This is a genomic window from Burkholderia sp. AcTa6-5, assembly GCF_017815075.1.
In the GTDB taxonomy this organism is placed as follows: Bacteria; Pseudomonadota; Gammaproteobacteria; order Burkholderiales; family Burkholderiaceae; genus Burkholderia; species Burkholderia sola.
Genome location: NZ_JAGIQE010000030.1, coordinates 1 through 18,792 on the forward strand (window position 1 = coordinate 1; position 18,792 = coordinate 18,792).

The 18,792-nt window shown below is 66.6% G+C and carries 20 protein-coding genes; 8 read left to right on the forward strand and 12 right to left on the reverse strand.

Annotated elements, in window-relative coordinates; translation table 11 throughout:
* The first annotated feature begins 159 nt into the window (after positions 1-159).
* The 3 genes from J8I33_RS29280 (at position 160) to J8I33_RS29290 (ending at position 3,019) form a co-directional block, all read left to right on the forward strand.
* Positions 160-615, forward strand: coding sequence for a MarR family transcriptional regulator (locus J8I33_RS29280; RefSeq protein WP_050011992.1), 456 nt, complete (start codon positions 160-162; stop codon positions 613-615).
* Between the two features lie 166 nt (positions 616-781).
* A complete protein-coding gene (locus J8I33_RS29285; protein WP_124593044.1) occupies positions 782-1,429 on the forward strand; it encodes a glutathione binding-like protein in 648 nt (215 codons plus the stop codon).
* Positions 1,430-1,768: 339 nt separating this feature from the next.
* Positions 1,769-3,019: an MFS transporter gene (locus J8I33_RS29290; protein ID WP_209939603.1), complete on the forward strand. Its 1,251-nt coding sequence runs from the start codon at positions 1,769-1,771 to the stop codon at positions 3,017-3,019.
* A 364-nt stretch (positions 3,020-3,383) separates the two neighbouring features.
* Here J8I33_RS29290 and J8I33_RS29295 read toward each other — a convergent pair whose 3' ends face one another.
* A complete protein-coding gene (locus tag J8I33_RS29295; protein WP_050011988.1) occupies positions 3,384-3,755 on the reverse strand; it encodes a YXWGXW repeat-containing protein in 372 nt (123 codons plus the stop codon).
* Between the two features lie 584 nt (positions 3,756-4,339).
* Here J8I33_RS29295 and J8I33_RS29300 point away from each other — a divergent pair.
* Positions 4,340-5,461 (forward strand): porin, encoded by a 1,122-nt coding sequence (locus tag J8I33_RS29300; RefSeq protein WP_050011987.1) that lies wholly within the window; start codon positions 4,340-4,342, stop codon positions 5,459-5,461.
* A gap of 174 nt (positions 5,462-5,635) precedes the next feature.
* On the opposite strand, the gene J8I33_RS29305 is transcribed toward J8I33_RS29300, so the two are convergent.
* On the reverse strand, positions 5,636-6,034 hold the full coding sequence (locus J8I33_RS29305; protein WP_006486027.1) for a GreA/GreB family elongation factor: 399 nt from the start codon (positions 6,032-6,034) through the stop codon (positions 5,636-5,638).
* A gap of 512 nt (positions 6,035-6,546) precedes the next feature.
* On the opposite strand from J8I33_RS29305, the gene J8I33_RS29310 reads away from it, so the two are divergent.
* Complete coding sequence (locus tag J8I33_RS29310; protein ID WP_050011985.1) at positions 6,547-6,876, forward strand: DUF4148 domain-containing protein; 330 nt, start codon at positions 6,547-6,549, stop codon at positions 6,874-6,876.
* Between the two features lie 157 nt (positions 6,877-7,033).
* On the opposite strand, the gene J8I33_RS29315 is transcribed toward J8I33_RS29310, so the two are convergent.
* Positions 7,034-7,495: a CBS domain-containing protein gene (locus tag J8I33_RS29315; RefSeq protein ID WP_050011984.1), complete on the reverse strand. Its 462-nt coding sequence runs from the start codon at positions 7,493-7,495 to the stop codon at positions 7,034-7,036.
* 175 nt (positions 7,496-7,670) lie between these two features.
* Between J8I33_RS29315 and ribA the strand changes: the two genes are divergently transcribed.
* A complete protein-coding gene (gene ribA / locus J8I33_RS29320; protein ID WP_006480964.1) occupies positions 7,671-8,321 on the forward strand; it encodes a GTP cyclohydrolase II in 651 nt (216 codons plus the stop codon).
* Between the two features lie 275 nt (positions 8,322-8,596).
* On the opposite strand, the gene J8I33_RS29325 is transcribed toward ribA, so the two are convergent.
* The gene (locus tag J8I33_RS29325; RefSeq protein ID WP_124592933.1) at positions 8,597-8,983 is read right to left on the reverse strand and encodes a VOC family protein; all 387 of its coding nucleotides are present in this window, start codon (positions 8,981-8,983) and stop codon (positions 8,597-8,599) included.
* A gap of 302 nt (positions 8,984-9,285) precedes the next feature.
* Here J8I33_RS29325 and J8I33_RS29330 point away from each other — a divergent pair, with 302 nt between their 5' ends.
* The gene (locus tag J8I33_RS29330) at positions 9,286-9,576 is read left to right on the forward strand and encodes a hypothetical protein (RefSeq protein WP_209939604.1); all 291 of its coding nucleotides are present in this window, start codon (positions 9,286-9,288) and stop codon (positions 9,574-9,576) included.
* Between the two features lie 204 nt (positions 9,577-9,780).
* Here J8I33_RS29330 and J8I33_RS29335 read toward each other — a convergent pair whose 3' ends face one another.
* From J8I33_RS29335 to J8I33_RS29345, 3 genes are all read right to left on the reverse strand, one after another.
* Positions 9,781-10,545: a hypothetical protein gene (locus tag J8I33_RS29335; RefSeq protein WP_185641078.1), complete on the reverse strand. Its 765-nt coding sequence runs from the start codon at positions 10,543-10,545 to the stop codon at positions 9,781-9,783.
* Between the two features lie 51 nt (positions 10,546-10,596).
* The gene (locus tag J8I33_RS29340) at positions 10,597-11,205 is read right to left on the reverse strand and encodes an acyl-homoserine-lactone synthase (protein ID WP_050011939.1); all 609 of its coding nucleotides are present in this window, start codon (positions 11,203-11,205) and stop codon (positions 10,597-10,599) included.
* Between the two features lie 211 nt (positions 11,206-11,416).
* A complete protein-coding gene (locus J8I33_RS29345; protein WP_209939605.1) occupies positions 11,417-11,860 on the reverse strand; it encodes a DUF4902 domain-containing protein in 444 nt (147 codons plus the stop codon).
* A 73-nt stretch (positions 11,861-11,933) separates the two neighbouring features.
* Here J8I33_RS29345 and J8I33_RS29350 point away from each other — a divergent pair, with 73 nt between their 5' ends.
* Positions 11,934-12,653 (forward strand): autoinducer binding domain-containing protein, encoded by a 720-nt coding sequence (locus J8I33_RS29350; protein ID WP_050011937.1) that lies wholly within the window; start codon positions 11,934-11,936, stop codon positions 12,651-12,653.
* A gap of 51 nt (positions 12,654-12,704) precedes the next feature.
* On the opposite strand, the gene J8I33_RS29355 is transcribed toward J8I33_RS29350, so the two are convergent.
* From J8I33_RS29355 to J8I33_RS29375, 5 genes are all read right to left on the reverse strand, one after another.
* A complete protein-coding gene (locus tag J8I33_RS29355; protein WP_050011936.1) occupies positions 12,705-13,412 on the reverse strand; it encodes an MgtC/SapB family protein in 708 nt (235 codons plus the stop codon).
* A 304-nt stretch (positions 13,413-13,716) separates the two neighbouring features.
* A complete protein-coding gene (locus J8I33_RS29360) occupies positions 13,717-15,261 on the reverse strand; it encodes a TolC family protein (protein WP_209939606.1) in 1,545 nt (514 codons plus the stop codon).
* Positions 15,248-17,293 (reverse strand): FUSC family protein, encoded by a 2,046-nt coding sequence (locus J8I33_RS29365; protein ID WP_209939607.1) that lies wholly within the window; start codon positions 17,291-17,293, stop codon positions 15,248-15,250. The genes J8I33_RS29360 and J8I33_RS29365 overlap by 14 nt, the downstream gene beginning before the upstream one ends.
* Positions 17,274-18,323, reverse strand: a complete 1,050-nt coding sequence (gene mdtN, locus J8I33_RS29370) for a multidrug transporter subunit MdtN (RefSeq protein WP_124555040.1) — start codon at positions 18,321-18,323, stop codon at positions 17,274-17,276. The genes J8I33_RS29365 and mdtN overlap by 20 nt, the downstream gene beginning before the upstream one ends.
* The gene (locus J8I33_RS29375) at positions 18,320-18,613 is read right to left on the reverse strand and encodes a hypothetical protein (protein ID WP_050011932.1); all 294 of its coding nucleotides are present in this window, start codon (positions 18,611-18,613) and stop codon (positions 18,320-18,322) included. The genes mdtN and J8I33_RS29375 overlap by 4 nt, the downstream gene beginning before the upstream one ends.
* Positions 18,614-18,792: the final 179 nt, after the last annotated feature.

An 18,792-nucleotide genomic window follows, 5' to 3' on the forward strand; every position in this document is an offset into this window, starting at 1 on the left:
GGTCATGAACACGATATCTCTAACGCACCGCCCGCAAAGCCCGTTTACACCGTTCCCAAATTCAACAGCCTGCTAGGCGATTGCAGGCGCATGAAAGGGCCGTCGTTCTCGCGGTAAAATTTAATTGCAACTGCAATCAAGCGAGAGGAAAGACCTGACATGAACGCAACCGAGCCCGATCTGTGGTTCTCGTTCGTCCGCGCGCACCGGACGATGATCCGCGAGATCGAGCGTCGCCTCGCGGCGGCCCGCCTGCCTGCGTATGCGTGGTACGACGCGCTGTGGGGGCTCGAAAGCGGCCCCGACGGTACGCGCCGCATGCACGAACTGGCCGACGTGCTCGCGATCGAGCGCTACAACCTGACGCGGCTCGTCGACCGACTCGAACAGGAGGGGCTCGTGACGCGCACGCGTTCGGCGGACGACGGCCGTGCCGCGTTCGCGAGCATCACCGACAAGGGGCGGACGCTGCGCAAAAAGATGTGGAAGGTGTACCAGTCGACGGTCGCCGAGCTTTTTCTCGACCAGTTCACCGGCAAGGAGCGGGCGGCGATGGCCGCCGCGCTCGATCGTGCGACCGCTGCGGCCCGCGACGCGGCAGCCGACGCGAAGTAGTGGTATCCGGCGTACCGAGCGGCCGTGCGCCGCGCCGGCGCACCGGGTCGCACAGTCCGCATGTCCCTCCTTCGAGTACTGGCATGTCCCAACGCCGTCGGTTTCGGCATAGGATTGCAATTGCAACGATTGTAGTTGCAACGATAACCCGATGACAAGGACCGACATGACCTCGACGCACGCTCTCACGTTCTATACGGCCGACACGCCGAACGGACACAAGATTGCGATCTACCTCGAAGAGGCCGGGCTTGCCCACGATCGCGTGCAGGTGAACCTGTCCGCCGGCGAGCAGCGCAGCCCGGCGTATCTCGCGATCAATCCGAACGGCAAGATCCCGGCCATCGTCGACCACGACACGGGGCTCGCCGTATTCGAATCCGGCGCGATCCTCAGCTATCTCGCCGCGAAGACGGGTTGCCTGCAGCCCGAAACGCTGGCCGAGCGCACGGCGGTCCAGCAATGGCTGCATTTCCAGATCGGCGGGATCGGGCCGATGCTTGGCCAGCTGTGGTGGTTCCTGCGCGCATCGAAGACGGGCAATGCGGAAGCGATCGACCGCTACCGGAAGGAGGCGCTGCGTCTCTACGGGGTCGTGAACGGCCGCTTGTCGGAATCGGCGTATCTCGCGTCGTCGCGGTATTCGATCGCCGATATTGCGGCGTTTCCGTGGCTGCGCACGGCGGACGAGCTCGATCTCGACATTGCCGGTTTCCCGCACGTCGAGCGCTGGCTTGCCAATATCGCCGCGCGGCCGGCCGTGCAACGCGGCCTGATCGCATGCCGCGCGTCGACGGCCGAGGCGGCGCACTGACATCGCATCGGCCGCGCCGCGTGGACCATGGTCGCAATAAATCGCTTCGTGTTATCCAGTCGAACGAGAGCGCCGCATGCGGACGGCGTGCGGCGTCGTTCGGGCTGCTCGCCAGCGTGTTCATGCTCGACGGCGCGCCGTGCGTGGTCGCGCGCCGACGATTTCAGCGCGAGCCGCTGAGCGTCGCGTAGCGGCCGCACGGCATGGACGGCGATCCCTCGGCGCGGGCCGTCCAGGGTATCGCTCGAGCCGATGCTTAGCATCGCGGCCGGCTGCCTACCGCGGCCGCCGCGCGATCATTACGCTGGGGCGATCATCCACTCTGTCCGGAAGGTCGCCATGTCCCGGCTCGACTACACACTGCTCGGCCCCTGTCTGCTCGCCATCGCGCTCGACGCGATGGGATTCGGGCTCGTTTATCCGATGATGTCCGCGATCTTCAGCGATCCGCACGCGGGCATCCTGCCGGCCGACACCGGCGCGCATGCGCGCAATTTCTATCTCGGCCTCGGCTACGGGATCTACCCGCTGTGCATGTTCTTCGGCTCGTCGCTGATGGGCGAACTGTCCGACCGCTACGGCCGCCGCCGGATCCTGCTGCTGTGCGTGCTCGGTCTCGCGGCCGGCTACGCGATGATGGCGGCCGGCGCGTGGCACGCGAGCATCGCGCTGCTGCTGGCGGGCCGCGGGCTCACCGGCCTGATGGCCGGCTGCCAGGGCATCGCGCAGGCGGCCATCACCGATCTCAGCACGCCCGACACGAAGGCGTACAACATGAGCATCATGTCGCTCGCGTTCAGCGCGGGCGTGATCGTCGGCCCGGTGCTCGGCGGCGTCACGTCCGACCGGACGATCTCGCCGCTGTTCGACTACGGCACGCCGTTCGTGCTGGTCGCCGCGCTGTCGCTGATCTGCGCGTGCTGGACCTGGGCGTCGTATCGCGATTCCGCCGCGCCGCGCGGCGATACGCGCATCGATCCGCTGCTGCCGCTGCGGATCATCGGGGAGGCGGCGCGCCAGCGCAACGTCGCGTTCCTGTCGATGGTGTTCTTCTTGATGCAAGTGGGCTACGGGCTCTACCTGCAGACCATCATGCTGCTGTTGCAGGCGAAGTTCGGCTATACGAGCGCGCGGCTCGGGCTGTTCAGCGGCGTGATCGGCATCTGCTTCGTGTTCGGCCTGCTGTGCGTCGTGCGGCTGATGCTGCGCGTGTGGCGCGTGATCGATATCGCGAAGACGGGCCTGCTCGTCGCCGGGCTCGGCCAGGTCCTGTCCGCGCTGTTTCCGCACGAACCGGTGCTGTGGGCGCTCGCGATGGTCGTCGGCTGCTTCGACATGGTTGCGTACACGACGATGTATACGGCTTTTTCCGATGCCGTCAGCGACGATCGGCAGGGCTGGGCGCTCGGCGTCGCGGGCTCGGTGATGGCGGTCGCGTGGGTCGTGACGGGCGCGCTGACGAACCTGCTACCCGTATTAGGCGAGACGGGGCTGCTGCTGATCGGCGGCGCGGGTTTCCTGCTCAGCTTCGCGATGATGGTCGCGTATGGCCGCACGCGGCCGGGTGCGCGAGCGGCAATGTTGTCGTAGGCGGCTCGCACGTACGTTAGCCTGCCCGCGGCGACGATCCGCTGGGCCCACGGACATCATCGCGCGATCTGCGCGGCGTGCCGTCGTGCGCGCGAGCTGAAAGGGGGCGCTGAGCGCGGCGCACGCATCGGTCCGTTGGCGGGCGGTAAGCGGCAGACGAGTGCGCGGACGGCGAGCATGGCCGGATGCATTCGCATCGCCACGGCATGATTTCGTTATCCGAATGATGTCGCCGAATGGCGGCCAGACGATAGGTTGACCGTAGCGCGGCTGCCGTAGCGCACGATTCCGTGGCGCGGACGGCGCCGGCTCTCGCGCACGGTCCGGCTCCGGACCTTCATCGATCGGGGAGCCGGACCGCTGCTTACCGCCACGAACCGTCGACGTAGACCCACACCGGCCCCTGCCGGCGCCAGTAGCCGGGCATCCAGCGGCGTCCGGGGCGCCGTGCGACCCAGCGGCCGGACACCCATATATAGCGGCCATGCTGCCAGCGCCAGTAGCCGTCCGTCCATATATAGCCGTGCGGCCGTGGCGGCGGCGGGCGACGGTCGTGGCGTGCCGCCGGGGGCGCGAAGCCGGGGCGATCCGCATACGGCGGCCCGCCGGGAACGCGGTGCGGGCCGGATGGCCGGTACGCGGGCGGGGCGGGCTGGGCCGAGGCGGCACGCAGCCAGCCGGTGCCGGCGAAGGCTGCGGTCAATCCGATGGCGCGCAGCAGCGAGCGTCGATTCATGGCGGTTCCCGTTCTGTATCCAAGACCGCCTTACATTAGCCTGCCGTCAGGCCCGCCGGGTTACGCGGGCGGTCAAGGCTGTTACCGAGTGTCACGGCAGGCGCGAGCCGCCTTCCCTTTCTGCCGGCCGACGGGATCTCGCCGTGGCACTGGCGCCGCCCGCTGTTGACGGGTCGGCGGGACGTTTCGGAGGCAGATCGGCCAATATTTGAGATTGATTTGGGTAACAATTACCGATTTTGGGGTGCCGAACCGAATCCGTTTGTTGTTTCTATGCAACCGTCAAGACGATGACATGTAAGAATGGTGCGATGAAAGCCTCCAAAAAGGGCTCGTCAAGAAGTCAAAAACAAACGTTAAAACAAATACTTATGACGCGTCCCCACTTTCATTATTTCTAGTTCTGGAAAAGCTTATTTCTTTATTTGCGGATCGCTCCCCTAGGGTACACCCCTAAACTCACGGTTCCCAAACGGGCAACTATCCGGGCGCCGCCAGCAGGACCGATGGCGCTCCCGGGCGGTTGCAGACCGTTTATGAACAAGGTCGCGAGACCTGCCTCTTTTTAGAAGGGAGCTCCACGAATGAACAAGACTCTGATCGTTGCAGCAGCTGCAGCATCGTTCGCTACCGTCGCTCACGCGCAAAGCAGCGTCACGCTGTACGGCGTGCTGGACGCAGGCATCACCTACACGAGCAACGTCCAGCCGGCACTCGGCCAAGCTGGCAAGTCGCGTTGGGCGATGGGTTCGGGCATTGACCAGAGCCGTTTCGGCCTGCGTGGCTCGGAAGACCTGGGTGGCGGCCTGAAGGCAATCTTCACGTTGGAAAGCGGCTTCAACATCGGTAACGGCCGCTTCGCGAACGGCAACGGTGGCATGTTCAACCGCCAGGCTTTCGTCGGCCTGTCGAGCCAGTACGGCACGGTCACGCTGGGTAAGCAGTATGACGCAACGCAAGACTACCTGGCACCGCTGACGGCAACGGGCTCGTGGGGCGGCACGTACTTCGCGCACCCGCTGAACCTCGACCGTCTGAGCACGAACGGTGACGTCGCACAGAACAACACGATCAAGTTCACGAGCGCGAACTACGCTGGCCTGCAATTCGGCGGCACGTACTCGTTCTCGAACAACACGAACTTCGGCAACAACCGTGCGTACAGCGCAGGTGCTGCATACCAGTTCCAAGGTCTGAAGCTGGCTGCTGCATACTCGCAAGCGAACCTGGGTGACGGCACGAACGCAAACGGCGCGACGTCGTCGGCGATCGGTGGCATCGCTAACCAAGGCCGCGTCCGCACGTACGGTGCTGCTGCTGGCTACGCATTCGGCCCGGCACAAGTCGGCGCTGCATGGACGCAAGCACGTCTCGACAACAACGCAGTTGCTGCAGGCACGCTGCGCACCGACAACTACGAAGTCAACGCGAAGTACAACCTGACGCCGGCTCTCGGCCTGGGTGCTGCTTACACGTACACGAACGCGAAGATCAACAACGGCAGCACGCACTGGAACCAGTTCGGCCTGCAAGCTGACTACGCACTGTCGAAGCGCACGGACGTCTACGCACAAGCTGTGTACCAGCGTGCAGCGAAGAACGGCATCGGCGCGTCGATCTACAACGGCGACAGCTTCAACAACAACCTGCCGAGCTCGTCGATCAACCAAACCGCAGCAACGGTTGGTCTGCGTCACCGCTTCTAAGCGTGACGGGCGGGGTAACCCGCTCCGCAGCATCGAAAAGGCGCCTTCGGGCGCCTTTTTTTTATGCGGAAGGCGATGACGCTAATCCGGATCGTCTGGATGCAAAAAAGCGAGGCCCGTGCCTCGCTTTTGTCGTTCTGCGCGCGTATGGCGGGGCGCTGGCCGGCCGTTAGCTCAGCGCGTGTATTCGCCGTTGGCTTCCGGCTGGAACACGATCGCGGCGACCTTCATCAGCTTTTCGGCGCCGCTGGGCTGCATCACCTTGACCATCTGGCCGCGCTGCGTGCCCAGCAGCGCCATGCCGACGGGCGAGAACACGTTCAGGCGCCCGAGTTCGAGGTTGGCGGCGTCCGGATAAACGATCGTCCACGTGGCCTGTTCCTGAGTTGCTTCGTCGAGCAGCGTGATTTGCGAGTTCATCGTGACGACGTTCGCCTTGATGGCGTCGGGCTGGACGATATCCGCGCGTTCGAGCAGCGTGTCGAGCATGGTCTGGAAGCGCGGGTTGTGCTCGGCGTGCTTTTCGAGGCGGGCGACGTCGAGTTCGGTCAACTGGTAAAGGCGTTGTTTCATGGTGGTTCTCCAAATGATCGGCAGGGGCAGGCGTGGCGTGCCTATGAGGATCGCCCGGAGCCTGTCTAACCTGGCTCCGGGTGGAGACCGTGCGGTCAGATCAGGCGCCGGGCAGGGGCGAGCGGCGCCTGGGCCGTGCGTCGAGCGAGGGGATGCGCCGGCTGGCTGGCGCGCGCGCACACGCCGGCCGGGCCGGACGGCGAAACCGAAAGGGACGTGAGCGCGTACATGGTGGATGGAATATCGACTGGCGAATAAAACCTTACGATTCTACAACACAACCTTCCGGGCATGTGATCTGACTGTCGGCGTTTCGTCAGCGATTGTTGTGCAGGTGAAGCAAGTTGGAGCGGCCCTGTTCCGAAACAGTGGGCGATCTTTTCCAAAAACGCAACGCTGTATGTTCAAACTAAGGGTTTCCCCTTGGAGTGGCGAGCACTACACTGGATTCAATCGCTTCAGACAGTCCTGCCGAGGCGACGTCAAAACAGAACATATTCCGGAGGTAAATCATGAAGTCGATCATCTACGCAGCCATCGCCGCATCCGTCCTTGCCGCTCCGATCGCATCGTTCGCGCAATCCGAGCAGGGGTTGACCCGCGCGGAGGTCAAGGCCGAACTCGTGCAACTCGAGCAGAACGGCTACAAGCCGGTGGCGAGCGATTCGCAATATCCGAGCGACATCCAGGTCGCCGAGCAGCGCATTCAGCCGAACCAGCCGATGCTCGCGCAAGCCGATACGAGCGGCTACGGCGCCGTGGCCACGGGTGCCGCGCAAGGCGGCCGCCGCGTGACGCGGGAAGCGCCGAATCCCGTGAATTCGGTCTACTTCGGTAATTGATTGAACGTCCCCGGGTCTGCCCGAGCGCACCGCTGAATTGACGAGACGCGCGCCGGTCGCGCGCGTCGTTCGCCCGCAGGAGCAGAACCTCCGTCGCCGCATGCCGGCGGCTTTCCGCCCAGACGCTGATGCGTTTGGGCCTTTTTTGCTGGGCGGATCAGGCGGACGTGACGTTGGGCGTGCCGTGGATGTAGTGTTCGAGCTGGCTGATCGTGAACTGCTGATCGGCAATCACGCTCTTCACGAGGTCGCCGATCGAGATCAGGCCGACCAGCTTGCCGCCGTCGAGCACAGGCAGGTGGCGCATCCGGTGCTCGGTCATCAGCGCCATGCACTCGTCGGTGGATTGCGACGGTTCGACGTAGCGCACCTTCGCCGTCATGATTTCCTCGACGCGGGTGGCTTTCGACGAACGGTCCTGCAGGACGATCTTGCGCGCGTAATCGCGCTCGGTGACGATGCCCGCAATGTCGTCGCCGTCGACGACCAGCAGTGCGCCGATGCCCTTTTCCGCCATCAGCTTGATGGCGTCGTAGACGAGATCGGTCTTCGTGACGGTGTAGATGGTGCGGCCCGAATCCGGCTTGGCCTTGAGAATCTGCGCGACAGTCGTGCTCATTCGCTTTCTCCGTGTGCAGTCGATGCAGGGCAGTCGGGGCGTGATGCGCGTCACCCGGTGAGCCCAGTATAGCCGGGCGGGCGGCGGCAGTCGCGTGACGTTTCCAGATTAGCGGTAAACTCCCGTCACGCACCATCCACATAACTCCTACATTCCTGAAGTTTCGATTGAATTCATGATGTCTTCGCGTCCCCAATCGCCCACGCCGGGCAATGGCCAGGCCGACGAGTGCGTGACGCTCGTCGCCACCGCGTCGCTGCCCACGCGCTACGGTACGTTCACGTCATACGCGTTTCGCGTATCGGGCAGCGATGCCGAACATCTCGCGCTCGTGATGGGCGACGTGACGGGCGAGCAGTCCGTGCTGACCCGGCTGCATTCCGAATGCCTGACCGGTGACGTGTTCGGCTCGTACCGCTGCGATTGCGGCGAGCAACTCGATCTCGCGTTGCGTTACATCGCGGCCGAAGACCGCGGCGTGCTGCTGTATCTGCGCGGCCATGAAGGCCGCGGCATCGGCCTGAGCAACAAGATCCGCGCGTACGCGCTGCAGGAGCAGGGGCGCGACACCGTCGAGGCGAACCTCGATCTCGGGCTGCCCGATGACGCCCGCGAATACGACTCGGCCGCTGCGATCCTGCGGATCCTAGGCGTGACGTCGGTGCGGCTGATGAGCAACAATCCGAAGAAGTTCGATACGCTCGTGAAGCACGGTATTCCCGTCTGCGAGCGCGTGGCGCTCGCGGTGCCCGTGCGCGAGGAAAACGAACGTTATATCCGCACGAAGCAGACGAAGTTCGGGCATTACTTCGAAGAGAACGAGTAACCGGAGCGGGCGCGGCGGCGCCCGTTGTTCGTCATCTGTTTTCCGATCGTTGCAGGTACAAGCGACGATCGCGATTTCCCCCTCATTCGTTCTAGTGCCGCGCTTATGTCATCAGCTGCGTTGCGCGCGGCGTCCGCCCGTTCCGCACCGCCCATGACGATCACGCCATCGAAGTTCGAAATCGAACGCCCGACGCTGCGTCGCTGGCGATCGGCGGACGCGCGACCGCTCCCCGCAGTCACGCCGGCGCGTAACCGCTCACGCGCATCTGCCCGTCAACGCCACGTGCCGTTCTGCAACACGATCCGGTAGCCGTCGGCATCCTCGAAAGTCTGGCCTGATATTTCCCAGTACGGATTGAACGACGTCACCGGCATGAAGCCGTGTGCGGTCGCGCGCTCGCAGGCAGCTTCCCATTTCGGACGATCGGGCAGATAGAACACGATCAGGTCCTCGGGCGTCGGCGACGGCGCGATCGGATGGTCGGGGCAGTGCGTGAACTCGAAGTGATAGTCGAGGCCTTCGCGTCCGAGGATCACGCCGGAAAAACCGTCGTGATCCTCGAAGCGCGCCAGTACCGATAGATCGAGGGCGTCGCGATACATGCGCTCGGTGTGGGCGAGGTTGCTGACCGGGCGGGCAATGCGCAGATGGGCGTGCAAGAGGGCCTCGGCGGGAAGTGGCGGGCCGCTCAATGATAAGCCGGGCGATCGCGAGTGCGCGAGGCGAGCGAGTCTTGTTTCCCGCGATACTCGCAGTATCGAACGATATCGATTCGGCGCGGCCAAACGGATCGAATGGTGTCGAGCCTCATCTCGCGAAAGAAAAAACATGACGTTTGTCGATCCAGTATGGGCACTCCGCGTTGCTGCGGCCACTCGTCAGCAAGACCTTCGAAGGCATGCGTTCGACAGCGCCTGCTGCACGACGCGCGGATACGCGCATGCCGGGCTGGAGGTGACGAATGGATAAGCCCGATCTTCGTCGACCTGTTGCCGGACCTTATCGTCAGTCGCGATGGGCGGCCGGACTGGAGGCCGGTTTCGGATGGGCGGCAAAGGGGACGTTGGTACTGGCCGGCTTGGCGATGGTCGCGTTGGCGGCGCTGACGGGCGATGTCGGTGCCCTGACGGACCTGCCGACGACCCGGAAGGGTTGGCTGTACCTGCTGTTGGCGCTCGTCGCGGCGGTCGCGTTGATATTTGCGGTGTATCACTACCGGCTGCGACCGACCGGCGTGCGTCCGGCGGGTTAGTCAGGCGGGGCAGGCGATGCGGCCCCACAAACCGTTCAGGCAATAAAAAAGCCCGCTGCTTGAGCGGGCTGAATCCATGTTTGGAGACATGGAGGAGACAGAGGTAAATTTAAGGGAAAACCCGGACGTTTGCAAGCCCTCGTTGTATCCGCACAACTTGCCGCCGCGCAGACCGCCTGGCGGCGGCGCGCGACACAGCCTCATTCATACGCCGCCGGCCCGTGCGTGCGTCGCAAACGCGCCGAACCGCTCCTGCGCGACGGGCAGCGCGTATTTGCTGCGCATCTCCGTTTCGATCCATGCGCACGCCTCGCGCGCGCAGTCGGTCAATGCGTGCCGCGTCGCATGCCCGTCGATGTCGTAGACGAAACGCACGCCGACCTCGTCATCGTCAACCTGTCGTTCAAGCTGATTGAGCTGCAGTTGCGGCCCGTGCTGGTGGGACAGCGCGCGCAGTTCGTCGAAGTGATATTCGAGCCAGTCCGCGAAGAACAGCGCGTCGCTGTGGCTGGGCAGGCGGAAAGCCGCGCTGCGCGACGGGCGCGCCGCGATTTCGCCGGCCGCCTCAGGCGGTTCGCGATCCGACGCGACGGGCGCGTCGACCGGCGCGAGCGGGTGCCGAATCTGCCGGTACGGCTCGCGATCGCGCAATGCGTGCCACAGCAATTCGTCGCCGGCGGCGCCGGACGGCTGCATCGTCAGGTCGTGCCGGCCGTCGCCGGTCGCGGCGATGTCGCGGATCACGAGGCGCAGCGAGCACAGCGGCTCGTCCGCGACCAGCAGGGTGGCCGGCCGCGGCAGCCCGCACACGAGCGGCGCGGCGCCGGTCGCACGAAACACGAGCCCGCGGCGGTCGAGCCGCACGAGCGGCAACGGCCTGGGGAACGACGGATAGGCGACCGCGATGCGGGCGCCGCTGGCGCTCGTCAACCCGGGCATCATCGCGCGAAAGACCTGGGACTGGTCCACGTTGGTTCTCCTTCGTTACGATGCCACCCGGACGGAAACGTGCGTTCCGGCTCAGGCGGCGATAGCTTGCCGGGCGGCCTGCCCCGGCTCGATTCCTAGCGCGGCAAACGTTTGCGAGTCGATATCGATCCAGCACGCGACCACCAGACGTCCGTCGACCTGCTTCGGCGGGCCTGCGCGGTGCGCGTGTATGCCGATCCGGCGGAACAGCCGCTCCATGCTCGCGAACGTCACGCCGATCAACTGGCGCGCGCCGAGCTGCGCCGCGCATTCGACGACGGCCGCGAGCATCGGGCGCACGGCCCATTCGGCGTTGCCGGGCCCGCCTTCGTCGTCGGTCGCCGCGAACCGGGACAGTTCCCAGACGGCGGCCGATTGCGGCAGCGGCATGTCCTCGGCGACCAGGTCGGCGAACAGCGACTTCAGCAGATACGGGCGCGTCGTCGGCAGCAGGCGCGCACATCCGCACATGTCGCCGGCGGCGTTTCGCGCGAACACGTAGACGGTATCGTCGCGATCGAACTGGTCACGCTCGAAACTTTCGTTCGCCGACGGGAGCGCCCAACCGAGCTGCTCGACGAACACGCGGCGCCGATAGCGCCCTAGGTCCGCCGCGAGTGCGTGCGGCAACCGCCCTTCCTCGTGAACGAAGGTCTGCATGGATGTCCTCGGATCTGTGCTTTTGTATGCACGCATTACAGCGCGCGGCACGAGGAGCCTGTAACTGGTAACTCTTACAGGGTGGCGGCGTAAAAGACGCCATTTGCGCGGTGGTAACGGTTTCTTGATCGACGGGATTGAAAACCGGGGCGGTTTTATTTATAAAGAGCGCCAGTCTTGCAAAATAGTCAGAGGAATGCGCGGCCAGTTGTCACTGGAGCGTCGGACCGGCATGATAGGCGTCGTTGGGCCCGAGCAGGGCGGACGCGACCGCGGCAGGCCAGTCGAGGGTGGCGAGCCGCGCGGCGAGCGCGGCGGCCGTGCGGAACATGCCGATGTCGGCGCCCTTGGCGTCGATGGCCATCACGTTGCTGCGGACGTCGCCGCCCGCGATCACGAACGCGCCCGTCGCGCGTTCGAGGTACCAGTCCCAGCCGACCGTCACGTAGGCGACGCCGGTACCGGCCGCGCGATGCCATTCGGTATAGCCGGCAAGGCGGGCGTCGATCGCGTTGTCGCGCAGTTCGGCGAGCAAAGAAGGGTCGAGGCCGCTTGCGACATGGTCGAGTACAAGTGCGGCCAGTGCGCCTTCTGACAGGCGTACGTAGCCGTCCGGGGACGGGCCGGGGACAGGGTGCAGCAAGGGTGAAGTCATGCGCGGAATGTATCAGCCTCGAAAGGGTGCTGGAACCTGACAAGTATGACAGCGTGACGTTGTCGGAGAAAGAATGGAACTGCGCTGGCAGGATGCCTACCAACAATTCAGCGCCGCGGAAGACGAGCAGCAGCTCTTCCAGCGGATCGCCGCCTATTCCAGGCGGCTGGGATTCGAATATTGCTGTTACGGCATTCGCGTACCGCTGCCCGTTTCGAAGCCGGCGGTCGCCATCTTCAATACCTATCCGGATGGCTGGATGGCGCACTATCAGGCGCAGAACTATATCGAGATCGACTCGACGGTTCGCGACGGCGCGCTCAGCACCAACATGATCGTCTGGCCGGACGTCGACAACCTCGACCCGTGTCCGCTGTGGCAGGACGCGCGCGATTTCGGGTTGTCGGTGGGCATCGCGCAATCGAGCTGGGCGGCGCGCGGCGCGTTCGGCCTGTTGAGCATCGCCCGTCATGCCGACCGGCTGACGCCGGCCGAGATCAACATGCTGACGCTGCAGACGAACTGGCTCGCGAACCTGTCGCATTCGCTGATGAGCCGCTTCATGGTGCCGAAGCTGTCGCCCGCGGCGGGCGTCACGCTGACCGCGCGCGAGCGCGAGGTGCTGTGCTGGACGGCCGAGGGCAAGACCGCATGCGAAATCGGCCAGATCCTCAGCATCTCGGAGCGGACGGTCAACTTCCACGTGAACAACATCCTCGAGAAACTTGGCGCGACCAACAAGGTCCAGGCGGTCGTCAAGGCGATTTCGGCCGGGCTCATCGAAGCACCTTGACGTGACGTCGTGCGACGGCGGCGCCGGATGCCGCGTCCGCCGCGCCGCGGCTCACTCCATCATCGGCTCCGCTTCCTTTGCGGTCCAGCTCACGCTGGAAATGCTTTTCTCCATGCTCATCCGGCTCGCGATCTGCTCGAGCTTCTGCTGATCCTTCGGATGCAGCTTCAGCGTCGCGGTCACCTTCAGCCGGTCGGGCTGCTCGGGCACGTCTTCGCTCGTGAGGCTCTGGAACGACAGCGGCTTCGCATACATCGCGTTCGACAGCAGCGTGCGGATGTGCACTTCGTCGGCGGCGAGGCAGATCACGGTGATCTGGTATTCGCGCACGAGGTCGGCGTTCGACACGGGCGTCGCGTTGATGGCCTGGCTGACGCCGCGCAGCACCGTATTGGTGAGCAGCACGACGGCCGTGCCGGCGAGCGCGGGCACGTAGTGGCCGGAGCCGGCCAGCACGCCGACGGCGGCCGAGCACCACAGCGTCGCGGCCGTGTTGATGCCCTGGATCGAGCCCTTGTCGCGCATGATCACGCCGCCGCCGAGAAAGCCGACGCCCGACACGACGTACGCGGCGATCTGCGTGACGCCCGCGACGCCGTTGCCGGTCAGCACGCCGAGCGTGACGAACAGGCACGCGCCGCTCGCGACGAGCGTGATGGTGCGCAGGCCGGCCGTGCGCTGGCGCATCTGCCGCTCGAGGCCGATGGCGACGCCGCAGGCGAACGCGGTGAAAAGACGGAGTGCGAAATCGAAAGTCATGGTTGTCCTGCCGTGCAAGAAGCGCATGCCGGCGCGCGTCGCCGCGGCGCAAGGCCGAACGCGACGCGGCGATAGCCGTCATTGCGCGGTACTGTACCGCGCGAATGCGTCATTCAGTGTGAAACGGGGGAAGCGTGCGGCTCGCGGAACGCAAGCCGCGGCAGGAGAACTGCGGCGGACAGGCGTTCAGGCGGCAAGCGGCGCACGCAACGGAGTGCTGCAACTGTCCACGATGGTTCCTGAAGGAAGAATGGGCGGCATTCTAGTGGGCGGCGCTCGCTCGCGTCAACCGCCTGCGGCGGCGCTACTGCGCCGAGCCGATCGTACCCGTCGCGAGCGCGAGCGCGGCGGCGGCCGACAATGCGCCGGCATAGCTGTCGACTTCCGCGTTCCGCGCGGCGAGCAGCTGGCTTTGCGCGATCGTCGCATCGGTGACCGAGCCGACGCCATTCCGGTACGCGGTCAGTGCCGCGTCGTAGCTGGTTTGCGCGGCATCGACGAGCGCCTTCGCGGCGTCGTGCGACGCCAGGCTCGTCTGCACCGCGTTCTGTGCGGCGACGACTTGGCGCACAGCTTCCTCCTTGGTCCGCGTGAGGCGCGCGGAGGCGCTTTCCGCGTCGTTGCGCGCCTGCATCAAGACGGCGGAGCGCAAACCGCCGTCGTACAGCGGAATCGTCACGCCGAGGAACACGCCGCCGCCGTAGCGGCTGCCGTTCAGGTTGACGGTCGGCGCCTGGTCGCCGATCGCGGGCAGCGCGGAGATGGACGTGCCGCCGCTCGCATACGACGTGGACGCGGACAGGAAGATCTTCGGCATGAACGCGGCTTGAGCCGCCTTGATCTTCGCGCGATTGGCCTTTTCGACCGCGAACGCGCCCTGCAGATCGGGGCGGCGCGCGATCGCGTCCGACACGATCGCGTCGACCGACGAGCCGAGCGCGGGCGGCAGCGTCCGCTTCGGCAACGCGGCGATCGTCGGCTTCGACAGCGGCGAGATGCCGAGCGCGGAGACGAGTGCGAGATAGCCGTCGCTCTCGGCGCCGTTCGCCTGCACGAGCGCGAGGTTCGCCTGCGCACGGTTCTGCGTCGCCTGCGCGAGCTCGACGACCGTGCCGACGCCGTGCTTGAGCCGCGCGCGGGACGCCGCGAGGATCGCATCCGCGTTCGTGAGGCCCTGTTGCGCGCTGAGCGCGCGCGAGCGGGCGGCTTCGTAGCGGTAGTACGAGACGGTCACGTCGTGGATCACCTGCTGATGCACGGCCGTGAATGCGACGTTCGATGCAATCGACGCCTGTTCGGCCGCTTCGACGCGCGCCGCGCGGCCGCCGAAATCGAACAGCAGCCATTGCAGCGACAGCGCCGAAATCGTGCCGTGCGCGGTGGTGTTGCTCGACGAATCGCCGAGGATCGTCGACGTCGAGCCGTGGTTCGCCTGGTACGCGCCCATCGCCGTCGCCGACAGGCGCGGCAGATAGGCGGACTTGGCGAGGCCGACTGCGAGCGCCGCGTTGCGCGCGTCGTTCCACGCGATACGCGTCAGTGGGTTCGAAGATTCCGCGAGATCGATCAGCTCGGGCAGCGTGTACGCATGCGCGGCATCCAGCGCGGCCGGCGCCGACACCGACGCGAGCGCCGGCGAGGCAGGCAATGTGTAGTCGTGCGCGCCTTGTGCGGACGCGCGTGGCGGCGCCGCCACGATGTCGCCCGCGGCCGACGTTTGCGGCTGCCACGGGCGGTCGGACGCCTCCGGCGCCAGATCGATCGACGACGTCGCGCAGCCGGCCAGCGCGACGGCGGTCGCGAGCGCGGCAGCGGCGATCGACGCGGCCGGCGGTTCAGGTGGGCGCATGAGGGGCAGGCTCCTTCGGTGTGGCTTGACGGGCGGCGTCGGCGATCTGCGCGAGCCGCGCGTCGATCAGGTTCAGTAGCGCGTCGCGCGTGGGGTCGGCGGGGGCGATGTCCGACGGTGGTGTCGGGGCATCCGTGCGGGGCGCGGTTTCGTCGTCGCCCGGCGCAGTCACGCGCGAGAGTTGCGCGCCGATCGCCGCGTCGCCGGGCTTGCGCTCGGCGAGCAGGAACAGCGGACCTTCGATCGCCCCGAGTTCCGCGAGTGCGCGCCGCCGTGTGGCCAGCCACGTCGCGGCCGGCCGCACCCACGACGGTTCGTAATGGATCAGGCCGAGCTCCTGCGAGATCGCGCCGTGGCGCGCGAACGCTTCGGCGGCCAGCGCGCGCCGTTCGGCCGGCTGCGCGATCTGCGCGACGCGCCGCCACTGGTCGAGCAGCGTAGCGAGCGCCGCGTCGATCTGCTTGCCGATGCTGACCGGCCAGATGCGCGTGAACACGAGATACACGACCACGTTGCCGAGCAGGATGCCGATCGTGCGATCGCGCGCGAGCGTCAGGTCGAAGCCGGGGCCCGCGCCCTGGATCACGCACAGGAAGAACGCGAACGCGACCTGGAAGCCCGCGTACGCGATGCGCGGCGATCCGAACGCGACCCATGCGGACAGCCACGCGCCGGCGAAGACGAGCGCCATCAGCTCGCCGATCGACGACAGAGACGGGACGACGAACACGAGCGCGGCGGTGCCGATCAGCGCGCCGACGATGCAGCCGGCGATGCGCAGCGTCAGTTTCTCGACCGTTTCGGCCGTCGAGCCGAGCGACACCATGTAGCAGGTGATGAAGCAGGTATGGATGCCCGACCAGTCGAGCTGCGAGTACAGCAGGTAGCAGAACATGGCGGCTACCGTCGTTTTCAGCGCATAGCGGATGTGGTCGGGATTGGTGCGCGCGTCCGGCAGGAAGAAGCCGCCGCGCGGGGCGGGCGGTGTGGCGGGTTCCGCCGGTTTGTCGGCGGCGCGCGTGTCGGCGGTATCGGCCGGTGCGGCCGCCGCGTCGATCGCGGGCGGTTGCGCGAACTGCGTGATCGCCGTGTGCAGGTCGGTCGCGACGACGCGCGCGAGCGGCGGCAGCGCATCGGCGGCCGGCAGCGCGAGCGTCACGTCGACCGGATAGCCGCCCCGTTCGAGGATCGCGGCCATCTCGTCGAGCGTCGTCACGATCGGCGTGGCGAACGCGTCGGGCAGCCGCGCGTCCGCTTCGCGATCCGCAAGCGCGACCGCGACGAGCAGCGCGGTGCTCGACGCGACGGCCTGCCGCAATGCGACGACATCGGCGCCCGACGACGAACCTTCGAGCTTCGACAGCTTGAGCCACGTGAGCAATGGCTTGTCGCCTTCGCGCAGGCTGGCGTCGAACGCGGCGCGCGCGTCGTCGTCGCCGCGCAGCCGCCGCGCGGCGAGCCGCAGCCGCTTCGCGAGCTGAGCGTGCGCGAGCTTGCGCGGCGACGGCGCGATCAGCAGGTTGACGACGATCGCGACGCCGACCGGGATCGCGACCATCAGCCATGCATAGAGCAGCGCGCGCGTCGCGGCTTCGCCGACCGGCGCCAGGCCGAGTTCGTCGAGCCCGAAGCCGACGATCATCGCGAGGATCGCACCGACCGGACGCAGCTTGCTCGCGGACGTCAGGTACAGCAGGCCGACCGACAGCACGGCCATGCATGCGACGCGCAGTACCGAATACTCGATGCTGAAGATCGCGGCGCCGATCACGAGCGCGATCACGACCGTGACGAGCAGCAACATCGCGACCGCGAGCACGACGCTCGTCACGCGATCGGCGCGGTTCAGGAAGAACACGACGTACGCGGAAATCGCGGCTTCCGGCGTGCCGTATCCGCTCGTCACGAGCGCGACGAGCGCGCAGATCAGCGCGACGCGCACGGCCATGGCCGCGCGCCCCGGAAACGGCGCGAGCAGCCGCAGGACTTCGCGCGGGCCCGGCGTGCGGACGTCAGCGGCAGGCTGAGCCATGCCGGACCTCGACGATCGCGCTCGCGCCGACACGCACGAGCTTGCCGTCGGGTTCGTCGAGCTTCACGCGCACGGGGAAGCGCTGCGCGACGTGCACCCAGTTCACCGAGTTCTGCACGATCGGCAGCGAGCGCGGCAGGTTGATGCGCGCGCTGTCCGCGATGCCGGCGCCGATGCCGACGACCTTGCCCGTCATCGGGCGGTTGCGGTCGATCATCGAATAGACGGTCGCGCAGTCGCCGACTGCGATGCGATTGAGCGACGTCTCGCGGAAATTGCCCACCGCGAACCATTCGCTCGCGTCGATCAGCGTGAAGATCGACTGGTTCGGTGCGAGGGTTTCGCCGGGGAGCACGCTCAGGCCCGTCACGAGCCCGTTGTGCGGCGCGCGCACGACCGTATCGTCGAGCGCATGCTGCGCGCGGGCCAGCGCGGCTTCGCGTGCATGCAGCGTCGCGATCGCGTCGGCATCGTCGCCGATCGTCTGCGCGGACGCGCGCTGCTGCTCCTGCGCCTGCGCGAGCGACACGGACGCGTCGCGCTGGCGCACCTTCGCCTGGTCGAACTGCTGCGCGCTGACGTAGCCCTGCGCGGCGAGCGGCGCGAGCCGGTTCACGTCGCGCGTCGCGAGATCGTAGTTCTGCGTCGCGCGCTTGACCTGCTCGGCAGCGACGGATGCGTTCGAGCGCTCGCCGATCAGCGAACGGCGGCGCGTGTCGAGCGACGCGCGCGCGAGTTCGAGGTCGGCCTGCGCCTGCGCGACGGTCAGCCGGTACGGCACGGGATCGATCACGTACAGCAGGTCGCCTTTCGCGACGCGCTGGTTTTCATGCACCGCGAGCTGCACGATGCGGCCGCCGACCGGCGATGCGACGTGCACGACGTCGGCGTCGATCGACGCGTCGTCGGTGGACGGATAGGCGGTCGTGCGGTGGTACGCGTACGCGAGCGCCGCGATGCCGAGCGCGACGATCGCGAGCGCGATCACGCGGCCTTTGACGGAGGGGCGGGCGATGCCGGCGGCCTTCATGCGAACGGCCCCGTGCCGGTGAGCCAGACGATCACGGCGACCACGAGCCCGATCGCGGTGCAGACGGCGAGCTGGTAGGGCACCGTCGCGGCCCAGCCGGTCGCGACGAACACGCGGTGCGCGACGATCGCGCCGACGATGCCGACGATCGCGCTGACGAGCCACAGCGGGAAATACGCGCCGAACAGCACGTAGGACGGTGCGCCGCGCGATGCGCAGCCCGCGAGCGGCAGGACGGGCGCCAGCACGGCGGCGACGCGCAGGGGCGCGCGCGGCGTTGTTCTTCTCATGGTGTGACGAGCTCGACGTTGGGGGTGGATGCCGGGCGCGGCGCAATGCGGATCGTCGCGACCGGCCGGGCCGCGACGATGATTCCTGAATACGGAGGCGATCATAAATCAGCGCGATGCGGACCGCCAGCGATCCGGCACGTTTGCCGCATGGGCACAGGCTGGCCGTGGCCGCGTGG

Excerpts from the sequence above, each read along its gene's own strand:
- J8I33_RS29285 (WP_124593044.1), top strand. The coding sequence starts at position 782 with ATGACCTCGACGCACGCTCTCACGTTCTATACGGCCGACACGCCGAAC.
- J8I33_RS29280 (WP_050011992.1), top strand. The coding sequence starts at position 160 with ATGAACGCAACCGAGCCCGATCTGTGGTTCTCGTTCGTCCGCGCGCAC.
- mdtN (WP_124555040.1), bottom strand. The coding sequence starts at position 18,323 with ATGAAGGCCGCCGGCATCGCCCGCCCCTCCGTCAAAGGCCGCGTGATC.
- J8I33_RS29375 (WP_050011932.1), bottom strand. The coding sequence starts at position 18,613 with ATGAGAAGAACAACGCCGCGCGCGCCCCTGCGCGTCGCCGCCGTGCTG.
- J8I33_RS29330 (WP_209939604.1), top strand. The coding sequence starts at position 9,286 with ATGGATAAGCCCGATCTTCGTCGACCTGTTGCCGGACCTTATCGTCAG.
- J8I33_RS29300 (WP_050011987.1), top strand. The coding sequence starts at position 4,340 with ATGAACAAGACTCTGATCGTTGCAGCAGCTGCAGCATCGTTCGCTACC.
- J8I33_RS29315 (WP_050011984.1), bottom strand. The coding sequence starts at position 7,495 with ATGAGCACGACTGTCGCGCAGATTCTCAAGGCCAAGCCGGATTCGGGC.
- J8I33_RS29355 (WP_050011936.1), bottom strand. The coding sequence starts at position 13,412 with ATGACTTTCGATTTCGCACTCCGTCTTTTCACCGCGTTCGCCTGCGGC.
- J8I33_RS29310 (WP_050011985.1), top strand. The coding sequence starts at position 6,547 with ATGAAGTCGATCATCTACGCAGCCATCGCCGCATCCGTCCTTGCCGCT.
- J8I33_RS29360 (WP_209939606.1), bottom strand. The coding sequence starts at position 15,261 with ATGCGCCCACCTGAACCGCCGGCCGCGTCGATCGCCGCTGCCGCGCTC.
- ribA (WP_006480964.1), top strand. The coding sequence starts at position 7,671 with ATGATGTCTTCGCGTCCCCAATCGCCCACGCCGGGCAATGGCCAGGCC.
- J8I33_RS29350 (WP_050011937.1), top strand. The coding sequence starts at position 11,934 with ATGGAACTGCGCTGGCAGGATGCCTACCAACAATTCAGCGCCGCGGAA.
- J8I33_RS29340 (WP_050011939.1), bottom strand. The coding sequence starts at position 11,205 with ATGCAGACCTTCGTTCACGAGGAAGGGCGGTTGCCGCACGCACTCGCG.
- J8I33_RS29295 (WP_050011988.1), bottom strand. The coding sequence starts at position 3,755 with ATGAATCGACGCTCGCTGCTGCGCGCCATCGGATTGACCGCAGCCTTC.
- J8I33_RS29290 (WP_209939603.1), top strand. The coding sequence starts at position 1,769 with ATGTCCCGGCTCGACTACACACTGCTCGGCCCCTGTCTGCTCGCCATC.
- J8I33_RS29345 (WP_209939605.1), bottom strand. The coding sequence starts at position 11,860 with ATGACTTCACCCTTGCTGCACCCTGTCCCCGGCCCGTCCCCGGACGGC.
- J8I33_RS29365 (WP_209939607.1), bottom strand. The coding sequence starts at position 17,293 with ATGGCTCAGCCTGCCGCTGACGTCCGCACGCCGGGCCCGCGCGAAGTC.
- J8I33_RS29305 (WP_006486027.1), bottom strand. The coding sequence starts at position 6,034 with ATGAAACAACGCCTTTACCAGTTGACCGAACTCGACGTCGCCCGCCTC.